This window comes from Solidesulfovibrio alcoholivorans DSM 5433 (assembly GCF_000702665.1).
Lineage (GTDB): Bacteria > Desulfobacterota > Desulfovibrionia > Desulfovibrionales > Desulfovibrionaceae > Solidesulfovibrio > Solidesulfovibrio alcoholivorans.
The window spans coordinates 125,563-146,324 of record NZ_JNJA01000010.1 but is presented as its reverse complement, the minus strand read 5'-3'; the positions used below and the strand labels follow the sequence as shown (position 1 = coordinate 146,324).

At 57.6% G+C, this 20,762-nt stretch carries 17 protein-coding genes; 7 read left to right on the top strand and 10 right to left on the bottom strand.

The genetic code is table 11. The features are described 5' to 3' along the window. The 3 genes from Q368_RS0116665 to Q368_RS25855 form a co-directional block, all read right to left on the bottom strand. On the bottom strand, nucleotides 1–255 hold a 255-nt coding region (locus Q368_RS0116665; RefSeq protein WP_029460186.1), incomplete at its 3' end, for a transposase. 64 nt (nucleotides 256–319) lie between these two features. Beyond that, nucleotides 320–1,270 (bottom strand): hypothetical protein, encoded by a 951-nt coding sequence (locus Q368_RS25860; protein WP_156955763.1) that lies wholly within the window; start codon nucleotides 1,268–1,270, stop codon nucleotides 320–322. Between the two features lie 517 nt (nucleotides 1,271–1,787). Then, nucleotides 1,788–2,123, bottom strand: a complete 336-nt coding sequence (locus Q368_RS25855) for a hypothetical protein (protein WP_156955762.1) — start codon at nucleotides 2,121–2,123, stop codon at nucleotides 1,788–1,790. Between the two features lie 383 nt (nucleotides 2,124–2,506). Between Q368_RS25855 and Q368_RS25845 the strand changes: the two genes are divergently transcribed. Continuing rightward, on the top strand, nucleotides 2,507–3,970 hold the full coding sequence (locus Q368_RS25845; RefSeq protein ID WP_156955761.1) for a hypothetical protein: 1,464 nt from the start codon (nucleotides 2,507–2,509) through the stop codon (nucleotides 3,968–3,970). A 137-nt stretch (nucleotides 3,971–4,107) separates the two neighbouring features. Here Q368_RS25845 and Q368_RS0116645 read toward each other — a convergent pair whose 3' ends face one another. The 3 genes from Q368_RS0116645 to Q368_RS0116635 all read right to left on the bottom strand — a co-directional run bounded on the left by Q368_RS0116645 (nucleotide 4,108) and on the right by Q368_RS0116635 (nucleotide 7,146). Continuing rightward, nucleotides 4,108–4,428 carry a type I restriction enzyme endonuclease domain-containing protein gene (locus tag Q368_RS0116645; RefSeq protein WP_281174643.1) on the bottom strand — a complete coding sequence of 107 codons (321 nt, stop codon included), beginning with the start codon at nucleotides 4,426–4,428 and terminating at the stop codon, nucleotides 4,108–4,110. Nucleotides 4,429–4,739: 311 nt separating this feature from the next. Then, nucleotides 4,740–5,849, bottom strand: a complete 1,110-nt coding sequence (gene hisC / locus Q368_RS0116640; protein WP_029460183.1) for a histidinol-phosphate transaminase — start codon at nucleotides 5,847–5,849, stop codon at nucleotides 4,740–4,742. Next, on the bottom strand, nucleotides 5,833–7,146 hold the full coding sequence (locus Q368_RS0116635; RefSeq protein ID WP_029460182.1) for a hypothetical protein: 1,314 nt from the start codon (nucleotides 7,144–7,146) through the stop codon (nucleotides 5,833–5,835). The genes hisC and Q368_RS0116635 overlap by 17 nt, the downstream gene beginning before the upstream one ends. A gap of 280 nt (nucleotides 7,147–7,426) precedes the next feature. Between Q368_RS0116635 and Q368_RS0116630 the strand changes: the two genes are divergently transcribed. From Q368_RS0116630 to Q368_RS0116620, 3 genes are read left to right on the top strand one after another with little or no spacing between them, the layout of a single operon-like run. After that, the gene (locus tag Q368_RS0116630; RefSeq protein ID WP_029460181.1) at nucleotides 7,427–8,899 is read left to right on the top strand and encodes an adenine nucleotide alpha hydrolase family protein; all 1,473 of its coding nucleotides are present in this window, start codon (nucleotides 7,427–7,429) and stop codon (nucleotides 8,897–8,899) included. 2 nt (nucleotides 8,900–8,901) lie between these two features. Beyond that, nucleotides 8,902–9,705, top strand: a complete 804-nt coding sequence (locus tag Q368_RS0116625; protein ID WP_029460180.1) for a ThiF family adenylyltransferase — start codon at nucleotides 8,902–8,904, stop codon at nucleotides 9,703–9,705. A gap of 56 nt (nucleotides 9,706–9,761) precedes the next feature. Continuing rightward, the gene (locus tag Q368_RS0116620; protein ID WP_029460179.1) at nucleotides 9,762–10,823 is read left to right on the top strand and encodes a GNAT family N-acetyltransferase; all 1,062 of its coding nucleotides are present in this window, start codon (nucleotides 9,762–9,764) and stop codon (nucleotides 10,821–10,823) included. Nucleotides 10,824–11,338: 515 nt separating this feature from the next. Here the strand turns inward: Q368_RS0116620 and Q368_RS24020 are convergent. The 3 genes from Q368_RS24020 to Q368_RS0116605 form a co-directional block, all read right to left on the bottom strand. Continuing rightward, nucleotides 11,339–13,393, bottom strand: coding sequence for a GGDEF domain-containing protein (locus Q368_RS24020; RefSeq protein ID WP_052360231.1), 2,055 nt, complete (start codon nucleotides 13,391–13,393; stop codon nucleotides 11,339–11,341). A gap of 6 nt (nucleotides 13,394–13,399) precedes the next feature. Further along, nucleotides 13,400–14,656 (bottom strand): serine hydrolase domain-containing protein, encoded by a 1,257-nt coding sequence (locus Q368_RS0116610; protein ID WP_029460177.1) that lies wholly within the window; start codon nucleotides 14,654–14,656, stop codon nucleotides 13,400–13,402. A gap of 300 nt (nucleotides 14,657–14,956) precedes the next feature. Further along, nucleotides 14,957–15,337 carry a DUF4113 domain-containing protein gene (locus Q368_RS0116605; RefSeq protein ID WP_029460176.1) on the bottom strand — a complete coding sequence of 127 codons (381 nt, stop codon included), beginning with the start codon at nucleotides 15,335–15,337 and terminating at the stop codon, nucleotides 14,957–14,959. A 173-nt stretch (nucleotides 15,338–15,510) separates the two neighbouring features. Between Q368_RS0116605 and Q368_RS0116600 the strand changes: the two genes are divergently transcribed. The 3 genes from Q368_RS0116600 (at nucleotide 15,511) to Q368_RS0116590 (ending at nucleotide 20,177) form a co-directional block, all read left to right on the top strand. Beyond that, a complete protein-coding gene (locus Q368_RS0116600; protein ID WP_029460175.1) occupies nucleotides 15,511–17,307 on the top strand; it encodes an NHL repeat-containing protein in 1,797 nt (598 codons plus the stop codon). 280 nt (nucleotides 17,308–17,587) lie between these two features. Beyond that, nucleotides 17,588–19,549 carry a sensor histidine kinase gene (locus Q368_RS0116595; protein ID WP_029460174.1) on the top strand — a complete coding sequence of 654 codons (1,962 nt, stop codon included), beginning with the start codon at nucleotides 17,588–17,590 and terminating at the stop codon, nucleotides 19,547–19,549. Beyond that, nucleotides 19,542–20,177 carry a response regulator transcription factor gene (locus Q368_RS0116590; RefSeq protein WP_029460173.1) on the top strand — a complete coding sequence of 212 codons (636 nt, stop codon included), beginning with the start codon at nucleotides 19,542–19,544 and terminating at the stop codon, nucleotides 20,175–20,177. The genes Q368_RS0116595 and Q368_RS0116590 overlap by 8 nt, the downstream gene beginning before the upstream one ends. Here the strand turns inward: Q368_RS0116590 and Q368_RS27065 are convergent. Beyond that, nucleotides 20,074–20,442: a S24 family peptidase gene (locus Q368_RS27065; RefSeq protein WP_245611374.1), complete on the bottom strand. Its 369-nt coding sequence runs from the start codon at nucleotides 20,440–20,442 to the stop codon at nucleotides 20,074–20,076. The two genes, Q368_RS0116590 and Q368_RS27065, sit on opposite strands and share 104 nt — an antisense overlap. Between the last annotated feature and the right edge of the window lie 320 nt (nucleotides 20,443–20,762).

Sequence of the window (20,762 nt, the reverse complement as noted above, 5' to 3'; positions counted from 1 at the left end):
ATCCTTTTCCACGGTCAATTGGCCGATCTTGGCGTGGAGTTCCCGGATTTCGGCGGCGGCATCCTTCTGCACCGTCGCCGCCTTCCCGGAAAAGGCCGCAACCATGCCTTCCTTGGCCTGACGCTTCCAACCGGCGATCTGCGTCGGGTGCACATCGTACTTGCTGGCCAGCTCGGCCAAGGTCAACTCGCCGGACAGGGCCTCGAGCGCCACCTTGGCCTTGAACTCCGCTGAAAACTTCCGTCGCTGGGACATTGAAAACCGTCCTCCTCGCTTGAGGACTATAGCTTAGCAGGCTGTCCAATTTTCCGCGACCACCTCACACTAACCATGGTGCGACGAGAAGCTTGTCTTGTTCGCGCTGCAGGTTGGTAAGATCAAAGAGTGGCAGAAGATCGCCGTTCTTGGATGGTGCCGGCAAAGGGTGCATGTGGGGATAGCGTTTGAATTTAAAACCATGAACTGCTGTGACGTGCCAGCCATTGCGATTCACAACGATTGCTTCTCCACGACTGTTGGCGAGATCAATCCCGATAGTCAAGAATTCACCTTCAATCTTATATGCAAATCGATTGTTGACTATTTCTTGCTTGGAGTTGAGACATGCAATGTGCTGAAAATGTCGAACTAAAGGTTTTGTACTCGATTTTACAGCAGCATGATTTGTATTCAAAAATGTCGTTGTCAGGTGGCCAATGAATTCTTTACTATCTACTTCAACAGCATACGGGAATCCAGGCACGTCGACATATTCGGTCATTACATCGTCACAGTAGTAGTGATACGGTTCGCCGATTTTGATGAGCTGTTCAATCTCGTCCCCGCCGTTTTTGCCGGTCGCCGCTGGAACCTTCTTGCTGGTTGGCGGCGTCGTTGGTCTCACCGTGGTCGCGGCGAAGGGGTTTTGTGGCTTGGCAGCCGGCGTCATAGGTTTCTCGCCCGCCTTGTTCGCCGGTGGGGCCGGATTAGCTGGCTCAGTTGGGCCGAATGCAAGGCTCGCACCGGGCGTCGCCGTTGGCGGCGGAGTGTGCTGCGGGGCCTCCACGGTGCGCTTGTTGAACGATGGTGGGACCTCGTGGCCTGCCCACGGATCGATGAAAATCCCTGCGGGTGGGTTGTCCTGTCCTGTGGATTCCGGCGCAGGAGGCCAGTCGGAGTCATCGTCGGCGTTTTCGTCTTCCTCTGCGAGGTCAAGGTCCGAGGAGCGTTGGGTCTGCAATTCATCATCGTCATAAGAATCGAATGGTTGATAGTAATTTTCGTCTATCATTATTTTCTCCAATTATTTCTAGTCATGACCGTCCACATCGTCTGCATATCTATAGAAGCCGCTGACGTAGAAGTCGGTGGCGTTCACTTCAACTGCATCTCGTATATTTTGTTTTCAATGAACAGGTAAAACGAAAAAATATAATTTTTTATCCCATTGGCAGCCATTAATTGATGTGGCGCTGGCTGATGGGACCCTTCAAATTGTCTGCAGGAGGCTCAAGCCCGATCCTGCATCGGCCGAGGGAGGCAGTACCTCCCCCGGCGTCATGTCGGTTAAATTACATTCCTGCATCCGCCGCTGGCTCGGATTTCAGCAAGCCGTTGCGTGACAAATGAATGTAGCTGTTCAAGCCTGTAAGGATGTTGTAACAATAGTCATCAAGTGCAACGCAGCGTGTGCAGGCCGTAGCATCGGCTGGAGAGCTGCAGTCTCCCGAACACTTCGATCTAATTTTGACCAAAGTTTCAAGAGCATCCTTGACGTTACAAGTTTCGAACCAGATTCCGCTCATAAGTTATCCCTCGACGTCGTTAAAAGAAGTAATTTTTCCAAGAACAGCATAAGTCTGAACGTTAAATTTAAGTTTTGTCATTGTGGCCTCGATATCTTTTACTGTTGTTTTATGAGCCGTCAGCAAACGGCTGGCCGCCATGTTGAATGGAAAAGCCCCCGCCAACGGCAAGCGGCGGCTGAGATGGTGGAGATCGGGCACCACGCCCACATAGTTTCGCACAATCGGGGCGTCGTCCGTCAAAGAGAATTCGGGAGCGGGAAAGGGTAAATGGAGTGCCGTGCATAAAAAAATCCTCACCAACCAAGCGCTTGCCTGTTTATTGGTGGGGATCGTCACGGCCGCCCTGAATTACCCCTGGGCGGTTGGTAGGCCAAAAATGGCCTGCGGATTGTTCATACGCCTCTGTCCTGGCCATGGGCAAGCTTTTTTTTCGGGATGGTAAAAATAATGGCTGCGCCTGTGCGAGTACTTCCTAGGTGAATTTGCCAAGCACGAGGGCAGGAAGGGCGGCGTCATCTACACACCCGAGTCCATTGCCACTCCCTGTTTTTGTTGACGAAGAAAATGGATTGCCCTTACAATTCGCCCAGGAAAAATCGTGAAACGAGTTATGGGCTTGTGGAGCTTTTCATGGGGTTTTCCTTCATCCCTGGGGCTACCGCCCCGGCTGAAGGACCTCTGGCTACAAAGAGTGAATCCAAAAAACAGGTTTCATGCATATGCGATATGTTTTCGTCCTCAGCGGAGTTAAGCCTTATTCGGACACCATTGATATCATCCCCAGTGTGTTGAGGCAGACCAAAGACGTATTGTTGTCTTTAAAAGGTATGTTTGGGAAGCAGACTAAAGAACTTTCAAAAGAGAACTCTAAATCAAACGCGTTCTCAATAACCGACGAAGAAGAGAAAAAAGCAAAAATTAAAGTTACAAGTTTTTCTTCCAGTGTCGAGGCTTTAGTCAATCGATATCGAAGTCATGAAATGAGGCTATGGATCGATTCCGGTGGATATTCTTTCATAAAAGGAGATATTGACCCAGAATGTATTGGAGTCATGGCCTATATGTATCATTTCTTTGTAGAAAAATCTTCGTCTGATATTTATAGAATTTTTACGCTCGACTTGCCGTTCAATGAAAAATTTAAGTCCTATAACAACAAACAAACAATCGGAGCAGCCAACAGGAAGATAACCGAAAAAACGATGAGATTTTTAGAGGCGCATCCGAGTCTCTGTGAAAAATTTATATTTGCCATGCACGCCAAAACAGTCGATCTATACGATATATGGCTAGATATTTATAAAGAATATCAGGTTGGTCAATGTATTCAGCGTAGAGCTATTGGCGGCCTAGTCGGGGTCAGAAAAGACACGTCAAACGTTATGAGCCCGTTCATCGTCGCAGCATACAAGGCTCTTATCGATTTTTTAAATGCAAAAAATGAAGATGATAAAAAAGTTTTCTCACTGCACTTCCTTGGCATCAATTTGATCCAAGACCGTTTTGCCATAGCCGTTCTAGAAGATCTTTTTTCATCTTATGACCGACTTGGTGTTAGTGATATCGATTTTAGCTATGACACATCAGGCTTTGGCGAGAAAGCTAGAAAAGGCAATAAAAAGTTGCCCGTTTTTGTTTTTGGTAAAAGAATTGGCTTGTATTATGTTCCTGGATGCGAATATATTGACCCTTCTTCTGTTGGACATCTTTATGATGAGAAAACAATAGAAATTGCAATGTCAAGTTTAAAAAAATTCAATCAAGGCGAAAGAGTTGATGCGACGGCTATATTTGAACCAATTAACGTTCACAGTCAAATGGAAATAGATAAAATATTATCAAGAGCAGTCAAAAAATATGATATTGGTGCAGCGTTTTTTCACATACATACGCCAAGACAATTTGAAAAATATGTTGATGATTTTTTGGCATGTATTTCTCACGGCGGTATTCTTTTTCCCGAGCGGTCGAGTGATCCCGATGTTTTGATAGAGTCAAATTTATTCAATAATAATACGTTTAGGGTGTGTTCGAAAAAGAATTTGCTTTACATGTATAACGTGCACAAATGGTTTGTTAAATCTAGAGCGCCTTACTCTGCGATCAATCAGAAATCGCGACAGTTTGTTCGTGATTGGGCTGCTGACAAGGATGCTAATTCACATAGGGTGAAGAAGAATTAGGCCTCGCTTTTGGCTGAAGAATCTTAAAAGTTATTCGTGTAGTTCGTATTGCAACGTAGCGAATTCATCGCATTTTCGTATGATTTTTGTGCGTGGTGCGAAGAGACAAGCTGGCAGGCGCTTTGAACGATAAGTCTCTATGCTGCCCACTGCGCCGACAATGCTTCTGCCTGCTGGAGGACCACCTGGATAGCCGCGTCCTGGAGGTCGGGCGAATAGCCATGACGCCTAAGAATCCGCTTCACCAGCACACGCATCCTGGCACGGGCGCTTTCCCTGTGTGCCCAATCGACGGTGATGCTGCCCTTGAGGCTGGTCAATAGCTCATGGGCGATGACCCGCAATGATGCGTCCCCCATGACATCGACCGCGCTTTGGTTCTCGGCCAGGGCATCATAGAAAGCGATCTCGTCCTGGGACAGTCCAAGTACCCCACCGCGAAGTCGAGCCTCCCGAATACTGCGGGTCGATCACGGACAGGTTGTGGTCGCCGGACTCGTCGAGGAAGAGGACCTTCATCAGAGCACAGCCCCCACGGCTTTCTCAGCGTCCTTGACCCGGATTTCGCCGGACATGAGTTTGGGGAGGAGGAGGTCGCGGGTTTGCGCAGTGTACCATCATCGGTTTGCCGGCCCCCCCCGCTCCTTCCTGAGACATCGGCTCCGCACCATCTCCAAATCCGAGTATGAGGCAAGCCCGACAGAGCTATCGCTGCAGCCCGACAAGGCTCTCTAGCGCTGGTTCGGGTTCCAAACCCGTTGCCACTCGTTTATCTCTGCCCCAGGATCTTTCCCAGGGCCTTGGCAAAGGCTTCCATGGCCTGTTCCTGCGCCAGAGAGACGCGAATCCAGTCGGGGTAGCGAAAGCCGGTCATGGTGCGCACCATCACCCCTTCCCGCATGAGCTTGCGGTAGAGCAGGGTATCGGAGAGCGGCGTGCGGACCATGATGAAGTTGCCGGCGCCACTGACGTATTCGAGCCCCAGGGCGTCGAACCGGTCGCGCAGAGAGCACTTGGCTGCGTCCACCATGCGCCGGGTGGCGGCGATGTGGTCGGCGTCGTCGGCCAGGGCCGCCGTGGCAGCGATCTGTCCCAGGCTGTTCACCGAATAGGCGATGTGGGTGCGCCGCACGATATCCACCGCCTCCAGGGAGCCGCACAGGTAGCCGATTCGAAAGCCGGCCAGGCCGTACATCTTGGAGAAGGTGCGAAACACCAGCACGTTGGCGTGGCGCTCCATGACCTCCAGGCCGTCGGGGAAGTCCGGATCGGCCAGGAATTCGCGGTAGGCCTCGTCGAGCACCACCAAGGCCCGGCCGTCGAGGGCGGTCAGAAAGCGCTCCAGGGTGGCCCGGTTCCACCAGGAACCGGTGGGATTGTTGGGATTGCACACGAAGACGATCTTGGTCTGCTCCGTGACAGCCGCCAGCATGGCCTCGGGGGACAGGGCCTGGCTTGCCAGCGGGACCAGCCGGGCCTCGATGCCGGAAAATTTCGCCACCCACTCGTAGACGGCAAAGGTCTTGTCCGCGGTGACAATGGCGTCGCCAGGCCCGCAGAAGGCCCGGATGACGGAGCTGATGACCTCGCAGGAACCGTTGCCGACCAGGAACTGGTCCGGAGATTTGCCAAAACGGACGGCCAGGGCCTGGCGCAAGTCGTAGGCGTCGCCGCTGGGATAGATGGCGCCCCGTTCGGGCGGGAAGGAGGCGATGGCCTCCTGGGCCAGGGGAGGCGGTCCCAGGGCGTTTTCGTTGTTGTTGAGCCGAAAAAGGTGCGTCACCCCGAACTGGCGCATGAGCACCGGATCGGGCCGGCTGGGGACGTACCGCTCGAAAGACCGGACATAGTCCGGCACGAGATCAAGCAAGCTGCGCATACTGCCAGATGACCTTGTCCGACTGCCCGCCCTGGGGGAGGACGGCCACCGGCGCGAAGCCGGCCTGGATCAGGTCGCCGGCCAGCGCCGCTTCCCAGGGAACGGCAAGGTCCATGGTGTAGAGGATGGTGCCGATACCCTTGCGGCGAAAGGCCGCCACATGGGTCGCCAAATTCGCCGTGAGGTCCTCGCCGTCGAGAAACGGCTCCAACTCGGCGAAATTGCGCACCCGGTCATAGGTGGCGCCGAGCAGGGATTCCCGCCGGGGCCGGCCGGCCGGCGCGTCCACGGGCAGAATGTCCCGGGGCAGGGCCAACCGGTCATACGTCTGGCGCAGAAAGTCCTCCAGTTGCGGCGCGCACCAGACCGCCAAACCATTATCCTCGCGCAGATGGCGAAAGACGACCGGATGCTGTTCCAATCGGCCGTCCATGAAAGATTGCAGGAAGCCCAGGGTCTCGAAAGACGCCTCGGGGAGATCGGAAGTGGCCCGAAAACTGAGCACGATGCTGTACGACTCGCGGGCCACCGTCTCCAGGAAGCCGTCGACCAGCAGCCGAGCCACGTTGGCGGCTTCTTCGGGGGGGACAAAGACGAAGGGTCCGGAAAAATACAGGCCCTGCTCGCTGCACGGACTCCAGGCCAGCAGACCGGCCGTTTGTCCCTTCGCGTCGCAGGCCACAACGCAAGTTGTCTGCCCATCGGCGACCATGTCCGGGAACTTGCCGGGCGTGCGGAAGCTGCTTGGGCATTGCCAGGGCGGGTAGACGGCGCTGGCCAGGGCGGCGGCCTGTGTGAGCTGGGCCGAATCACGGCCCGGGCGAATCGTGTAGGGTGGGCGCAAGCCCTCGGGATGACGGACCGAAGCGGCCTCCGGGTAGGCTCTGTCCACCTCGGCTTCGAGGAGGAAGCGATCCGCGCCCTTGTGCTTGAGATGGAACCGGTCCGCGGCCTTGCCGGCCAGCAACACCCCTATCTCCTCGGCTGTGTCGACGCGTGTTCCGGTCGTGGCGCGGGAAGTGATATTGAGCGCGCCAAGGGAAAGGTTCGTCGCCTGGAACGCAAACGAAGCGCGCAGTTGGTGCCGTTTGCCGGTAAGGCCCAGGGTGAGCGGCCGGTTGTCCGCGGCGAGTCCGGCGAGGTACAGACAGAATTCCTCGACGGTCAGTTGGAAACGGTAGCGTTCCCTCCGGCCGAAACCCGCGCGTTCCGCCAAGACGTCGGCCAGGCCGGCCACGGGACAGGCAAAAGCGGTTTCCGCCGGAATCTCCAGCGACACGCAGACGTCATCGGACATATGAAACTCCCGGCAACAGGCTTGGTGGACCGTTGCTCGCGTCCTGCCTCCGCAGAATATCGGATTCCCCGGTGCGCGGCAAATCGACAATGCCGGCGGGATGGAAATACGCTCGACGTTCTTTCGCCCATGGCATACAATAAATACGCGCTCGTGCGTCAGCGTCATGGGGGATCACGGCAAACCACCCCACGAAATCGGAAAACGCAGTGCACGGGGAGCGATACCCAAAGGGCGCAAGCCGTCCATGCGGACGTGCCGAAGCCGAAACGAGGTCGCCATGCACATGCCGGCGCATCCCGTACTCCAGTACCGATGGGCGGTGCGGGAGAGTCGAGACGGGAAGGTCCTTGTCTATTACGGCCTGCGCAATCCGCCCCACCACCAGGAAACGGTTCTGCCCCTGCCGGATAGCCTTGCCGAGACCCTGGCCGGACTCGATGGTTCGGCTGCCCTGGACCGCCTGCCCGAGACCGTGCGCGAAAGCGAGGAATTCCTGCGACTGGTCGCGCAGGGGATCGTGGTGGACAAACAGGATCAGCGGCAGCCGTCCACGGCCGATCACAAGCGGACCTGCACCCGATGCGTGGCCGACGATCACTTGCTGCCGGGGCTCGAATTCGATGCCCGGGGCGTGTGCGCCTTCTGCCAGTGCTATGAGCTGGCCGAGCAGGAGGGAGGTTCCGCCGGGCCGCGCAATACGGTGGACGACGCCGCGTTGCTGTCGATCGCCGCCGCCAACAGGGACTCCCGCTTCGACGTCATGGTCCTATGCACCGGCGGCAAGGATTCTACCTATCTGCTGTGGTATCTAGCGAAAAAGCTCGGGCTGCGCGTCCTGGCCGCCTCCTGGAACATGCCCTATACCAACGATACCTGCCGCAGGAACATCCGCCGCTCCCTTGAATTGTTGCCGGATGTCGAGTTGGTGGAACGCACCTTGCCGATAAACGTCATTCGTGAGGCCATGCGTTCCCAGTTCGGCCAGGTAGGGATGCCCTGCCTTTGCCCGACCGTGGCCCACGTCCTTTTTTTTCCGCTCGCCGCCCAGGAACGGATTCCGGTGGTCATGCAGGGGGTCGAGGAAGTCCAACTGGCGGTCATGAGCTATGTCATGCGCAACCTGCAAGGCGGCAACGGGAAGGTGCCGCCCGCGCCCCCGTCCATTCGCGAGCAGACCCTTCAATTCCTGGGGATGACGGCCAGCCCTCCCGAGCCCGCCAATCCTTTTTCCCTGACAGCGGAGTTCATCCGCTACCAGAGCTCTATCCGAAAGGTCCTCGACCCGATCTACCGACCGCTTGACCGGTTCCTGGCGCGGGCCAAGCAGGACGCATCCGCTTTCGTGCCGCAATTCCTCCGCTTGAAGACGAATGCGCTGTACGGCTCCTGGCGTGCGGCGACGGATTTGATGCATAAGGAAATGGACTGGAAAATGCCTCCGGGACAGAAGAGCTTGCTGCACACCAGCTGCCGCCTCGAAAAGGTCAAGGATTACTGCCAGAACATGCGTTTTCGCAACATGCGTACCACCGCCTTTCCGCAATCCATCGTGGAAGTCAGCGCCGGGGTCTATTTCGGGTTGCTTTCCCGGGAGGAGGCGCTGCGGGAGGTGGAAGCCCTCGGCTACCACCATGAACCGGAAGTCATGGCCGAGCTGCTCGGCGATTTGCGTATAAGCGAGGAGGATCGCCACAGCCACGGCGAAACCACCTACTCCCTTTGCGACTGCGCACCGGGATGCCGGGAGTGAGCATGGCCAGTACATTCCTGAACCGGGCGGTGCCCATCTTCACCGAGGACGGACTGGCGGTCCTGCGGGACAAGGTTGTCGCCCTTGCCGGACTGGGCGGTGTGGGCGGCGGTGCCTTCCTGGCCTTGGTCCGTTGCGGGGTGACACGTTTTCGGTTGGCGGAAAACGGCGTTTTCGACCCGCCGGACATGAACCGGCAGGCCGGGGCCTTCGGTCAGACCATGGGACGCCCCAAGCTTGAGGTGTATGGAGAATTGGCCCGGTCCATCAATCCGGCCCTGGAGCTTGAAGGCTTCCCGGAGGGGGTCACCGGCGGCAACCTCGAACGGTTCCTGGCCGGTGCCGACGTCTATGTCGGCGTCATCGACGCGGAAAAAGGCCACGACGTCAAGGCGATGACCTCTCCCCTGCTGGAAAAACACGGTCTGCCCATGTTCACCTGCGGGGCCGTCGGCTTCGGTGCCCTGCTGGTGGCCCATGAGCCCGGCGGCATGATGCCGGAGGCCTTCTGGCGGCTGGTGCAGGAGAAGTCCGATGGCAGGCGGGGTCTTTTGCCGTCGTTTATGGGGGACTTGTTCAACCCTCCGGTCATGGATCGCATTGCCGGGGCATATGCTTCCGGCATTGCGCCCACAACGGCCATTGGCGCTCTGGCGGCGAACACACTTCTCGCCTGCGAAGTCCTGACCTGTCTGCTGCGGGGAACCGGGCTCGTGGACCGCGAACCGGTCTTTGCCCCGCGATTTTCCATGGTGGATTTCCTCAGCCAGAAACTGGTGGTGGGCGATGTGTGCCTTGGAGCATGACATCCGCTTCCGCTCCTGCCGAGACAATGGAACCCACCGGGGCCAAGGGGACACGAATGGGACGCGATGAATTGATCCGCAAACTCCAAGACTCGCACCGGGAGATCGAACCCGGCCAGGATGTCACGATAGAGCTTTTTCGTCCCGAGGACGCCCTGGGCGTCGCCCTGGCCTATTATGCGACATACGGCGATACCTTTCCGCTGGAGCATGTCTACGACCCAAAGGAGATCATCCGCCGCAATGCCACGGACGACCAATACACCGTGGTCGCCCGGACGCCGCGTGGGGAGGTGGTCGGGCTGTTCGGACTGTTTCGCCACGCGCCCAATCCCGGCGTATACGAAGCCGGACAGCTCATGGTCCTCAAAAGCTATCGAAAAAGGGGCCTCAGCACGGAATTCAGCCTGGTGGCCCACGACAAACTGCCCAAGCAGCTGCGAATCCCCGTGGTCTTCCTTGAGGCCGTGAGCAACCATACGGTTTCCCAACGTATCGTTCTGCCCAGGGGCTTGGCATTTACCGGACTCGAGGTCGAATGCATGTCGTCCGGCGTCCAGGCCAAGGAGAACGACGGGGCTCGCGACATCTCGCTGTTGTTGATGTTCAAGGTGTTCGAAAAGACCTCCCGCGACGTGCATGCGCCCGAGCCATACCGGACGTTTTGCGAGACGATGTATGCGGAACTGGCGCTCCCCCGAGTGTTTTCTTCTGCGGCGGCGCTCTCGGGGGATACCCTGGCGAGCCCTTTCTTCATCCAGAAGACCGGCCTCATGCGCCTGACCGTAACCCGGGCCGGCAGGGATTTTGGCGCTGTTGTTTCCGCGGCCGAAGCCAAGGCCGGACCACAAGGCGTGCTCCAGATATTCCTGAACCTTGGCGACGGGGGCGCTCCACAGGCTGCGGCGGTGCTGCGCGACAGGGGGTACTTTCTGGGCGGCTTGCTGCCGTTTTGGTTCGGTGCGGACGGTCTGCTCATGCAAAAGGTCGGCCAGGAACCGGACTGGGACGCCATCCAATGCGTTGATCTCAAAGCCGCCGCGATACGCGACATGGTCCGCGAGGATTTCGAACGCACCAAGCGTAGGGAAACAGGCTTACCGGATCTGCCCGGATAACCCCCCGGGTGGCTAACCTCTGGATAACCGTCTATGGGCTATTTTGGGTCATTTTAGCCGGAGGGTGTTATCTTTTCTCAAATAAAATCAAGTTATTCTAGGTTGTTGTAAATTAAAGGTCGGCCTTCTAAGCAGACGGCCGCAGGTTCGAATCCTGCCGGGCGCACCAACATAAAATCAAGGGGTTAGGTCATGTTTGGCCTGACCCCTTTTATCATGTGGATAACCGGGCTGGATAACATCTTGGCCAACCATATGGGATAACGAGGAAATTTTGGATAACATTCGGGCAGACGTTGGCCCGCGCCTGGGCAGACGGCGGGGAAATTGCTGTAACTGCCGAGGGCGCGTCCTCTGCCTCCACCTCTGGCAAATCCGCCCAGCAGGTGCTGTCCCGGCCGCGCAAGATGGATTTGAAGAATCCGTAGGCATTGCGTTGCCTATTGATGTTTTATCACGGCAGAAAAAGTCGCCTGCGGCGTCACACCTGGGCTAGGCACCGGGAGCAGTCCCCCTCAAGGCGCGTCAGACTGGGGGCTTTCAATCCGGTTTCTCCCGGCGTTTTTGGCTCGGTACAGATATCGGTCTGCCTGCTCAAGCAAATGAGCCGGTGACGTTTCGGAGTGGCAACGCAAGCTCGTGACGCCCAGACTAACAGTTACCCGGTCGGAAATTTCTGAGCGCGCATGGGGAATTGCCTGTTTCATGACGCTCTGTCGTATGCACTCCGCCACATAGATCGCTCCGCTGATGTCTGTGTCTGGAAGGATGCAGACGAACTCCTCTCCACCATAGCGGGCAACAAGATCGGAGGGACGCTTGGCGCATCCCGACAACACCCCGGCGATACGGCGCAGACATTCGTCGCCTTGTTGGTGGCCGTAATGGTCGTTGTAGAGCTTGAAAAAATCGACATCCAGCAGGATGAGCGACATCTCTGCCTTTAAGCGGACATGGCTGGCATATTCCCTCTCCAGGGTTTCATCGAACCTCCGCCGGTTGGCGATTCCGGTCAGCGCATCGGTACTGCTCAACGCTTCAAGCTTGCAATTGGCATCTGCCAAAGTCAGATTGGCAACCCGTGCCTCTTCGATGGCCTGGGTGGTGAGACGTTGATGCTCGTACAACTGCTGCACCATGGCGTTTAAAGAATGCATCATCCGATCCTGGGGGGAGCGGGGCGTGACCTGTGCCAGAAAGTCGCCAGCGGCTATTGCTTCGGCCAGGGCGATGGTTTCGGCATTGGTTCGCACAAGAACATGCAGGGCATGATTCATGTGACCCACCTCGACAATACCGGCCTGCCCGGGGCGGTCATCGAGTTCCTCTACCGGGGCGACCTCCCCCCTGGCCAGCCGTTGCATGGCAGCAACGAGACGGCTGATCGGATCGGAGACCTGCCGACTGACCCGGACCGCCTCCGCACCGGTCAGCAGCACAAATAGCAGGCCCGCGCCCCCTATGCTCAACAACAAAATCAGCGTGGCTCGTCGTTCCACATCTCTGGGAAGCAGCACAGCGATGGTCGCCACCGGGCCCTCGCTGTTGCCGAAGGTTAGCAGGCTTTCATAATAGCTTTGCCCGCCAGCGTTTCTGAATACGACGGGACTGGGCTGTGGTTTTTTGATGAGTCCGTCGAAGCTGACCGGCACAGGGGAGGGGCTTTCCAGCTTTGGATAGGACTCCAGTGTGCCGCAGGAAAGTTCGCCTTCCACGAAGGCATTGATCTGGGTGTGGGTCAGCGCCGCGACATGCTGGATGTCGCCGGGCGTCATCTGCATAGTCAATTCCAGCAGTCCGCTGTTTGTCTCATCGTTGTTGGAACTGGTGTTCAATGCAAAGTAGCCGAATTTTGATGGCGTGCCATGCACCGGAATCCGCAATCGCAAGGCGGGCATCCGGTCGAGGAGGGCGAATTGTCCCTGGGGATATCCAGCCACGGCTGCGCTCTGGATTTTTTCCGCCTGCCCCGGTGGAAGGGCGACGAAATCCATGTGCGCAATGATCGATGGAGTCAGGAGACGCTTCTCGTCTTGGACGACCCGGGTCACCGAGCCTCCGGCCTGCACGATCACGCGGCGTTGCACGAGCAGGCGTCCGGGTGCGAATTCCGGCAGGTAGAGACCTACAGTATAGTACATCGGGGCATCGTTAAAAAAAAGCAGCAGCAGCGTGCCCTGTTGGTCGTATAGGGCGATCCGTATCCCCCGCATTCCCAAGGTCTCGGCCAATGCGAAAAGCTGATCCGTCAACGGCTGGGTAGCGGCCACCATTTCGGCAATCCGGGCGCTCGCAGCGTCGTCATTCTGGACCGGTTTCCCGTTACGCTCCGAAGCCGCGTGAACAAGTCCAGCATGTATCGGCTGGTTGACCTTCTCGACCTCGCGGGCGATTTCCCGTTGCCTGCGCTGCAGGCTGTCCTCAAAAAACGCGAAGGTCGCGTCAACTGCTTGCTGGGCGCGTTGCCGTACGTCATCGCTGAATATCCAGAAGAATACTGCGGAAAGGGCAAGGGCAATGGCGCAGATCAGGAGGACCATCCTGATGAGTATGGTGTTGCGCAGCGTCATGGCGGTTCATTTGAGCGCGGCGGAGACAAGGCGAGACACCTCTTCGGAAATCTCCCAAGCGGGTTGGGGAGGGAAGACAGTCTGCATAACCAGGACCATCAGCCTGCGCTCGAAGTTCAGGTCCAGGTTCTTGCCCCCCAGGCCCAGGACGCTGATGGAGCCCGGGTCACGGACGCTTCCCTTGCCGTTGATGAAGCAGCCCAGTCCATACCGATCATACCCCTTCTGGAAAAACACGAAACTTTCCACTCCCTGCAACTCGCTGATCTGGTTCGTACGAATCTCATTGACTGATTCGGGTTTCAGAATCCGCACCCCCCCGTACTCTCCGCCGTCAAGGAGCATCTGTCCCAGCCGGGAGTAATCGGAGGTGGTGGTGAACAGGCCGTTGCCTGACGAATACAGTCTGCGGTTTTTGAACGTATAGGGAACGACCTTGCCGGTCAGCCTGCGCCCGTCTCCCTCCCAGGAAGGGGCCACACGCGAGGCTTTTTCTGCCGGTGGATAGAAAAAACTGTCCTGCATTCCCAAGGGGCCGAAGATATGTCTCTGGTAATACTCGGCAAGGCTCATCCCCGAAGCGACCTCAATCATTCTTCCGGCCACATCGTTGCTCAAGCCATAGCCGAATTGGGTGCCAGGCTGGAACTCCAGCGGCATCCTGGCCAGACGGCGCATGTTTTCAGCCAGGTCAAAATCCGGGTCGCCTATGCCGATGTCCACGCCGTAATGAATGAACCCGGTATCCATGTACCCCACAATGCCTGTGGTCATGGACAAGGCTTGGCGCAGGGTGGGCGCGCTTCGCGCCGGCACGAGTCGGAAAGGCGGGTTGGAGCCTTCGGGCAGCGTTTCTTTGACGCTTTGGGAAGCGAACTCGGGAATATACATTGAAATGGGATCGTCCAGATGCAATTTGCCCTGCTCAACCAGTTGCATGACGGCAACACTGGTGACAATCTTGCTGCTGGAATACATCTGGAAAATGGTATCTGTGGTCATCGGACGGTCGAGATTGGCCCGACCAAAGGCCTTATGGTAGACAACCTTGCCGTCCTTTGCCACCAGCACCACCGTGCCGGGAACAATCTGCTCAGCAATTGCCTTTTCGATCAGGCTGTCGATGGCCGCGAGCTTCTGGGGCGATATCCCGACGCTTTCCGGTTTGGCGGTTTTGAGTTCAGGTGGATTCTGCGGTCGCTTCTCGCAGGCCTGCACCGACATGATGCAAAGCGCCAGAAGCACCAAGACTATGATTTTCATACGCTCGCCTTCCCCTGGGTTTCGCGCCGGCTCGAACAGGCTCAGACTCTTCGTTTATAGGATAATATCTTGGTTGTTCTCAGTTTATGGATTTTCCCCTTGCGAAACTGATCCTGAGCATTCCCACGCAAAGAGTTTAATCGCAAAATGGCCGAAGCGTCCACACACGCATTGACGCCACCTCACGCCAAGCTTGCGCTTTTACGATAGAATTTTTGATACCATTCGGGTAGACATTGTTCCCTGGTGAGGCAGACGGCGGGGAAATTGCTGAACTGCCGAGGGATGCCGGGGAGCGTCCTATGCCTTCACCTCCGGCAAATCCGCCCAGCACGTGGTGTATTGGGGCGACAGAGCCGCTTGCTTCATCTGCCAGGCCTGATTGATGCCGCAGGCGGCAAGGCGAAGCGTGTCGCGGCCCCGGCGGGCGTTTGCTTGATCCATAGCTCCCATGAGGCGTTCCGCTTTCGGTTCAGAGGTTCGAACTGGGGCGAGGCGCGATAGCTGCCGGCAACCGGTGGGCTCCAAGCCAGACAACAATACTTCCGCCTTCTTGGAGCGGTACCCCTTCCGAAAAATCCGATCCAGAACCTGTAAAGCGATCATGAGGATTTCGCCGGTATGTGCCGAGGCTGCCTGCGCGACGCAGGGCTGTCCCTGAATTCCATTACATAAGATCATGGATTTCCTTGACAGCGTTCAACGCATTTTGGTGTTAACATTTTCAAAAAAGTAATGCCTGTACGGAACCGGGAAGGGAGAGATGCCAATTCCTTTCGCGCATTGCTACGGCGGCATCGCCGGCACGCCGCATATGCTTCCTTCGCATGCTAACTCTAAACGAGGTACAATCCATGGAAAACGGAAAGCACAGCATCCTTTGCGTCCTGATGTTCCTTGTTTTCATCCTATTGACAGCCGAGTCCAGTATGGCAAAGCCGTTGATATTTTCTAGGATTGCGCCCGTCAATACCAGCCAGTTCACCTACGGCGTGGGAACGGCCCGCAATGCCGTCGTCAAAAGCGACGGCACGATGTATATTCTCAATGCAACGTATAACGAGATAGAAAAACGCGATAGCGCGGGAAACTGGACAACCATCGCCGGCCCAGACACAAGTATCGGTGTCATGGCAAATATGATCGCCGTTGATTCTTCAGGAACGATATACTCACCTGACAGTACCAACAGTCGCATTCTCGTCGGGGACGGCAACGGCAGCTGGACAACGATTGGCTCCAACGGCTCGGGACTCGGCCAGTTTACGACTCCGCGCGGCATTGCAGTGGACAGCGCCGGTCAACTCTACGTCGCCGACAGCGGCAACAATCGCATCCAGGTCCGCGACACTTCCGAACAATGGACTTCCTACGGCTCGTACGGCACGAGTGTCGGCCAGTTTAAATTTCCATGCGGCATCACCGTGGACGGCTCCGGCAACATCTACGTGGCCGACACCAGCAACAATCGCATCCAGATCCGTGACGCCTCGTCCGAGACGTGGTCGGAAACCGGTTCTTCCGGCACAGAAACGGGAAAATTCGATTATCCAGAAAGTATTGCAGTGGATGGATCGGGCAATGTCTACGTTTCCGACAACTACAATGGCCGTATCCAAGTGCGCGACACGTCGGGTTCTTGGACGGCCACCGCCCTCGACAGCTTTACGAACCTTTATAGCCTGGCCCTGGACAGTTCAGGTAATATCTACGTCGCCAGCGATGGCAGTGTGTTTGTCGGCACCATGGCGACGGAAGGCGTCTGGCCGATACTGTGGGGCAGCACGAGCAGCGCGGCAGGCTATTTTCTTTACCCCTGCGGTCTGACCACAGACACTTCTGGAAAAATATTCCTCGTCGACCAGGGAAACAGCCGTATTCAGATACGGGATGCCGCCGGCAACTGGACGGCCATCGGCAGTGAGGGTGACGGCCTCGGAGAATTTCTTGGTCCAAGTGGTGTTGCCGTGGACACCGCCGGTAATATCTACATAGCCGATACCGGCAACAACCGCATCCAGATCCGCGATGCCGCCGGGAACTGGTCGAGCACCGGCGAAAATGGCTCCGATATCGGACAGTTCTTTCTGCCCAACGGCATTGCCACGGATACCTCCGGCAACCTCTATGTCGCCGACATGGGCAACAACCGCCTCCAGGTCCGCGACACCGCCGGCACCTGGACGGCCATCACCACCCCCGGCGCGGGCCTCGGGAGCTTCTCCTGGCCAAGCAGCCTGACGGTGAGCGCCGGCAAACTCTACGTCACGGACATGTACAACAACCGTGTTCTGGTCCGTGACGCCGCTGGCACCTGGACGGCCATCGGGTCGGAAGGTACTGCGCTTGGCCAGTTTCAATCCCCATCCGGCGTGGCCGTGGACGCCTCCGGCAACCTTTATGTCGCCGACACGGGCAACAATCGCGTCCAGGTCCGCAGTGTCTCCGGCAACTGGACACGCTACGGAGGCGGCGATTCCGGCTCTGACGCCGGGCGCGATGACGGAGAATTCAACTTTCCGCAAGGTCTTTCCGTGAGCAAGGCTGGTGTGTTGTATGTGGTCGACACAAACAACAATCGCGTCGAAGCGGCCAAGGTCGCGACCGCGACGACTGCGCCAGCCGGCGTCACGTTATTGCTGTTGCAGTAGAGGCCACCATGCTGCCATGCCTCGGCGGTCAGCGCCGTGGCGCGTGGCAAGCTGGCGGCAGGGCAAAGTCCCGGGCCTGTCCCGAACACCGTAAGCCACGGTGTCCCTCGACCTTCAATCTTTTTCGCCACCCTCGGCCAGGAGGTGGGCCACGGAACATGCGCCACACGGGCTAGAGCGCTTGACCACAGTGTCGTTTGATGCTGTCGCCGGGATGCTCGACAACGGTGCGGCGCTGCCGTAGGAAATATTACATCGCTTTGAGATATCGGGGGAATGTATGCCCCAGGTCCGCCAAGCAAGACTTCTTGCCGCCCTGATTCTCCTGATCCTCTTGCCTTGCCTGGGTTGTACCGGGCAGGACAAGAAAATGCCCGTGGCCGAGCGCGGCGTGCTCGACCTGTCCGAGTGGGATGTGGCCCGGGACGGTCCGGTTGCCCTCAACGGCCAGTGGGAATTCTACTGGGACCGGCTCCTTGCCCCTGAAGACTTCAAACCCGACCTTGCCCCGCCCCAGCCGTCCGGTTTCATGAATCTTCCTGGCACGTGGAAAGGCCAGATGCTCCACGGCCAGCCCTTGCCCGGCCAGGGACAGGCCACCTTTCGCTTGCGCCTGTTACCGGTGCCCGGGGTTTGTCAGCTGGCCCTGCGGCTTATCAGCATCCATGCCGCCTACAGGCTGTGGGCCGACGGCAAGCTTGTCGCCCAAAGCGGCGAACTGGGACGCAGTTCCGCCACCGAAACGCCGCATCGCTCCCTGGTGCTGGCCCGGGTTGCCAGCCAGGGGAAGCCCATCGATCTGGTACTGCAGGTGTCCAACCATGCGTTTCGCCGGGGAGGGCTGCTTTATCCGGTCCTGCTTGGCCTGCAGGACCAACTGGAACTGATACATAGCCGGATCTGGTCCTGGGGCATGTTTTTTGTTGGCAGTCTGCTGATCATGACCGTGTACCATTTGGTTCTCTATTTTCTGAAGCGAAAGGAATCATCCACGCTCTATTTTAGCCTGGGTTGTCTTTTGTTGGTCTGTTATTATGTCACATCAGACCCGTCTGATTGGTTGATAAATTTGTTTATCCTGAAGGCAGACCCAGAAACCCTCCAAAAAATTTCAGTAATAAGCTACCCTATTATGTCTTCTTGTGCATACAGGTTCTATAGGTCTTTGTATCCACTTGAATTTTTACTTTTCGTTCAGAACCTGTGTGACTTGAGAAATATTGCATTTATTTTAATCGTGCTGACGCAACCGAATCTTGTTATCTATACCGCGCTGTACTGGTTCGCCATCTCCACAGTATTATTCAATTGCTATTACATGCTTATGCTTATCATCTGCGTGCGACGGGGTCGTGATGGAGCCCGTTTTCTTTTACTGGGATACCTTTCCTTTTCGGCCGCCACCTTGAGCGAAATTTACGGACATATCATCAGCTTTTCCGAGAGGAGTATCCTCCTGTTCGGCTTTCTTGCCTTTGTTTTGTTCCAGGCCTTGGCCATGGCCCAGCGCTTTGCCAACGCGTTTACGGCCGTGGAAAACCTGTCCTCCGACTTGCGCACGGAGATGGACGAGCGTACCCGGCTGGAGCGGGAAATCATCAATGTCAGCGAGGAGGAACGTCGGCGCCTCAGCCACGATCTGCACGATGGGCTGTGCCAGCAGTTGGTGGGCACCCGAGTGCGTTGCGCGGCCCTGGCCCGCCGCACCATCGCGGAACAGGGCATGGCCGAGGAAGTCACGGAGATCGCCTCGCTGCTCTCGGATTCGGTCGGCCAGGCCTACGACCTCTCCCGGGGACTTTGGCCTGTGGAGCTCGCTCCCGGGGAAGTCGGGTCGTCCCTGGCCGAGTTGGCGCGACGCGTGAGCCGGTCGACCGGCATCGCGGTCCAGTACCGCGAGCATTTGTCCTGTTCGCCTTGCCGCAACAAACATCTCGTCCAGCTCTACCGCATCGCCCAGGAGTCGGTAACCAATGCCGTCAAACATGCCCACCCCGGCCGGGTCGCCATCAGCCTGGATTGCGGGCTCGACCGGCGGCTGACCCTGGCCGTGGCCGACGACGGCATCGGCCGCCGGGCAGCGGCCGGTTCCCCGGGGGGGCTCGGCCTTCGCATCATGGCCTATCGGGCCAGGATGATCGGGGCGCTGCTGTCCATAGAAGACGCCGAGGCCGGTGGGACCAGGGTGGTCTGTTCCCTGGTTTGCCCGGCGGACAAGACAAGCGAGGATGCTGATGGATAAGGCGGTATCATCCAGCGTGCGCGTCTTTCTGGTCGACGACCATCCGGTCCTGCGCAACGGCTTGTCGCTGCTGCTTACGCAAAGCGGGCATGCCGTGTGCGGGGTGGCCGGCAGCCGGGCGGAACTTTTGGCCGCCATCGAAGGTTCCCGGGCCGACGTGGCTCTGGTGGACCTATCCCTGGCCGAGGAATCCGGGCTGGACCTGCTCGATGATCTCACGGCCCGGGGCGTGCCGGCGCTGATGTATTCCATGCACGAGGACAGCCAGTCCATCGAGCGGGCCTTTGGCCGGGGAGCCATGGGCTACGTCACCAAGCGGGAGGTCGAGGACGTGCTCCTGACGGCCATCGCGGCGGTCGCTGCCGGTCGGCGCTACACCAGTCCCGAGGTCATGCGCACGTTGGCCGACCGGGTGCTGGCATCGGAGCATAATGGGGAGGCCGCCCTCAGCCAGCGGGAGGAGCAGATCCTACTGGGACTCGGGCGCGGCGAGACGAGCGTCGAAATGAGCCAGACGCTCAACATCAGCTTTCACACCGTGGAGACCTATTACGGCCGACTTCTGCGCAAGCTGGGTCTTTCCAGCATGAAGGAACTACGCAAGTTCGCCATCCGTCGGCGGCCATGACAATCTTTCCCGGCCGGGACTCGCTGGCCCGATCCAGGATCAGGATGTCCCCGGACTGGTTGCCGGCATCGCGCATGGAGTCGCCGCTGGCCCGGACGTAAAATGTCGCGGCAGGGTTGCTGATGAGCCGTTCGTTGCGGTCAGGCGCCCGGTCCTGGTAGTCCTCGCCAGGGCCAGGGAAACCGGCCGAGACCGGAGTCAGATACAAAGGCAGGGGCAAGCAGGTGCAAGCCACGAGGGGTTTGATTTGGAGGTGGGTGCGCATGCCGCCTTCTTCAAGCGTAGCTCGGAGCTCCGTCCAGACATGTCAACTTATGCTTATGTTAACAAACGGAACCGTGCGGTTTCGCTGGAAAATCGGCGTCAGACGACGTGACCTTTCTTGCCTGCGCCGGGTCCATCAAGGGCGGAAATGTCCCAGCGGGGATCGATGTTGTCCAACGGGTAGTAGTTTTTTCTGAAAAATATAAATATTCAATATGTTAAAAAAGTGTCCTTCTAAGCAGACGGCCGCAGGTTCGAATCCTGCCGGGCGCACCAGAATAAAACCAAGGGATTAGGTCATGTTTGGCCTGACCCCTTTTG

What these genes read in the sequence shown, in the direction of transcription:
- Q368_RS25860 (WP_156955763.1), bottom strand. Translation starts at nt 1,270, where the DNA reads ATGATAGACGAAAATTACTATCAACCATTCGATTCTTATGACGATGAT.
- Q368_RS25845 (WP_156955761.1), top strand. Translation starts at nt 2,507, where the DNA reads ATGCGATATGTTTTCGTCCTCAGCGGAGTTAAGCCTTATTCGGACACC.
- hisC (WP_029460183.1), bottom strand. Translation starts at nt 5,849, where the DNA reads ATGCGCAGCTTGCTTGATCTCGTGCCGGACTATGTCCGGTCTTTCGAG.
- Q368_RS0116635 (WP_029460182.1), bottom strand. Translation starts at nt 7,146, where the DNA reads ATGTCCGATGACGTCTGCGTGTCGCTGGAGATTCCGGCGGAAACCGCT.
- Q368_RS0116630 (WP_029460181.1), top strand. Translation starts at nt 7,427, where the DNA reads ATGCACATGCCGGCGCATCCCGTACTCCAGTACCGATGGGCGGTGCGG.
- Q368_RS0116625 (WP_029460180.1), top strand. Translation starts at nt 8,902, where the DNA reads ATGGCCAGTACATTCCTGAACCGGGCGGTGCCCATCTTCACCGAGGAC.
- Q368_RS0116620 (WP_029460179.1), top strand. Translation starts at nt 9,762, where the DNA reads ATGGGACGCGATGAATTGATCCGCAAACTCCAAGACTCGCACCGGGAG.
- Q368_RS24020 (WP_052360231.1), bottom strand. Translation starts at nt 13,393, where the DNA reads ATGACGCTGCGCAACACCATACTCATCAGGATGGTCCTCCTGATCTGC.
- Q368_RS0116610 (WP_029460177.1), bottom strand. Translation starts at nt 14,656, where the DNA reads ATGAAAATCATAGTCTTGGTGCTTCTGGCGCTTTGCATCATGTCGGTG.
- Q368_RS0116605 (WP_029460176.1), bottom strand. Translation starts at nt 15,337, where the DNA reads ATGATCTTATGTAATGGAATTCAGGGACAGCCCTGCGTCGCGCAGGCA.
- Q368_RS0116600 (WP_029460175.1), top strand. Translation starts at nt 15,511, where the DNA reads ATGGAAAACGGAAAGCACAGCATCCTTTGCGTCCTGATGTTCCTTGTT.
- Q368_RS0116595 (WP_029460174.1), top strand. Translation starts at nt 17,588, where the DNA reads ATGCCCCAGGTCCGCCAAGCAAGACTTCTTGCCGCCCTGATTCTCCTG.
- Q368_RS0116590 (WP_029460173.1), top strand. Translation starts at nt 19,542, where the DNA reads ATGGATAAGGCGGTATCATCCAGCGTGCGCGTCTTTCTGGTCGACGAC.
- Q368_RS27065 (WP_245611374.1), bottom strand. Translation starts at nt 20,442, where the DNA reads ATGCGCACCCACCTCCAAATCAAACCCCTCGTGGCTTGCACCTGCTTG.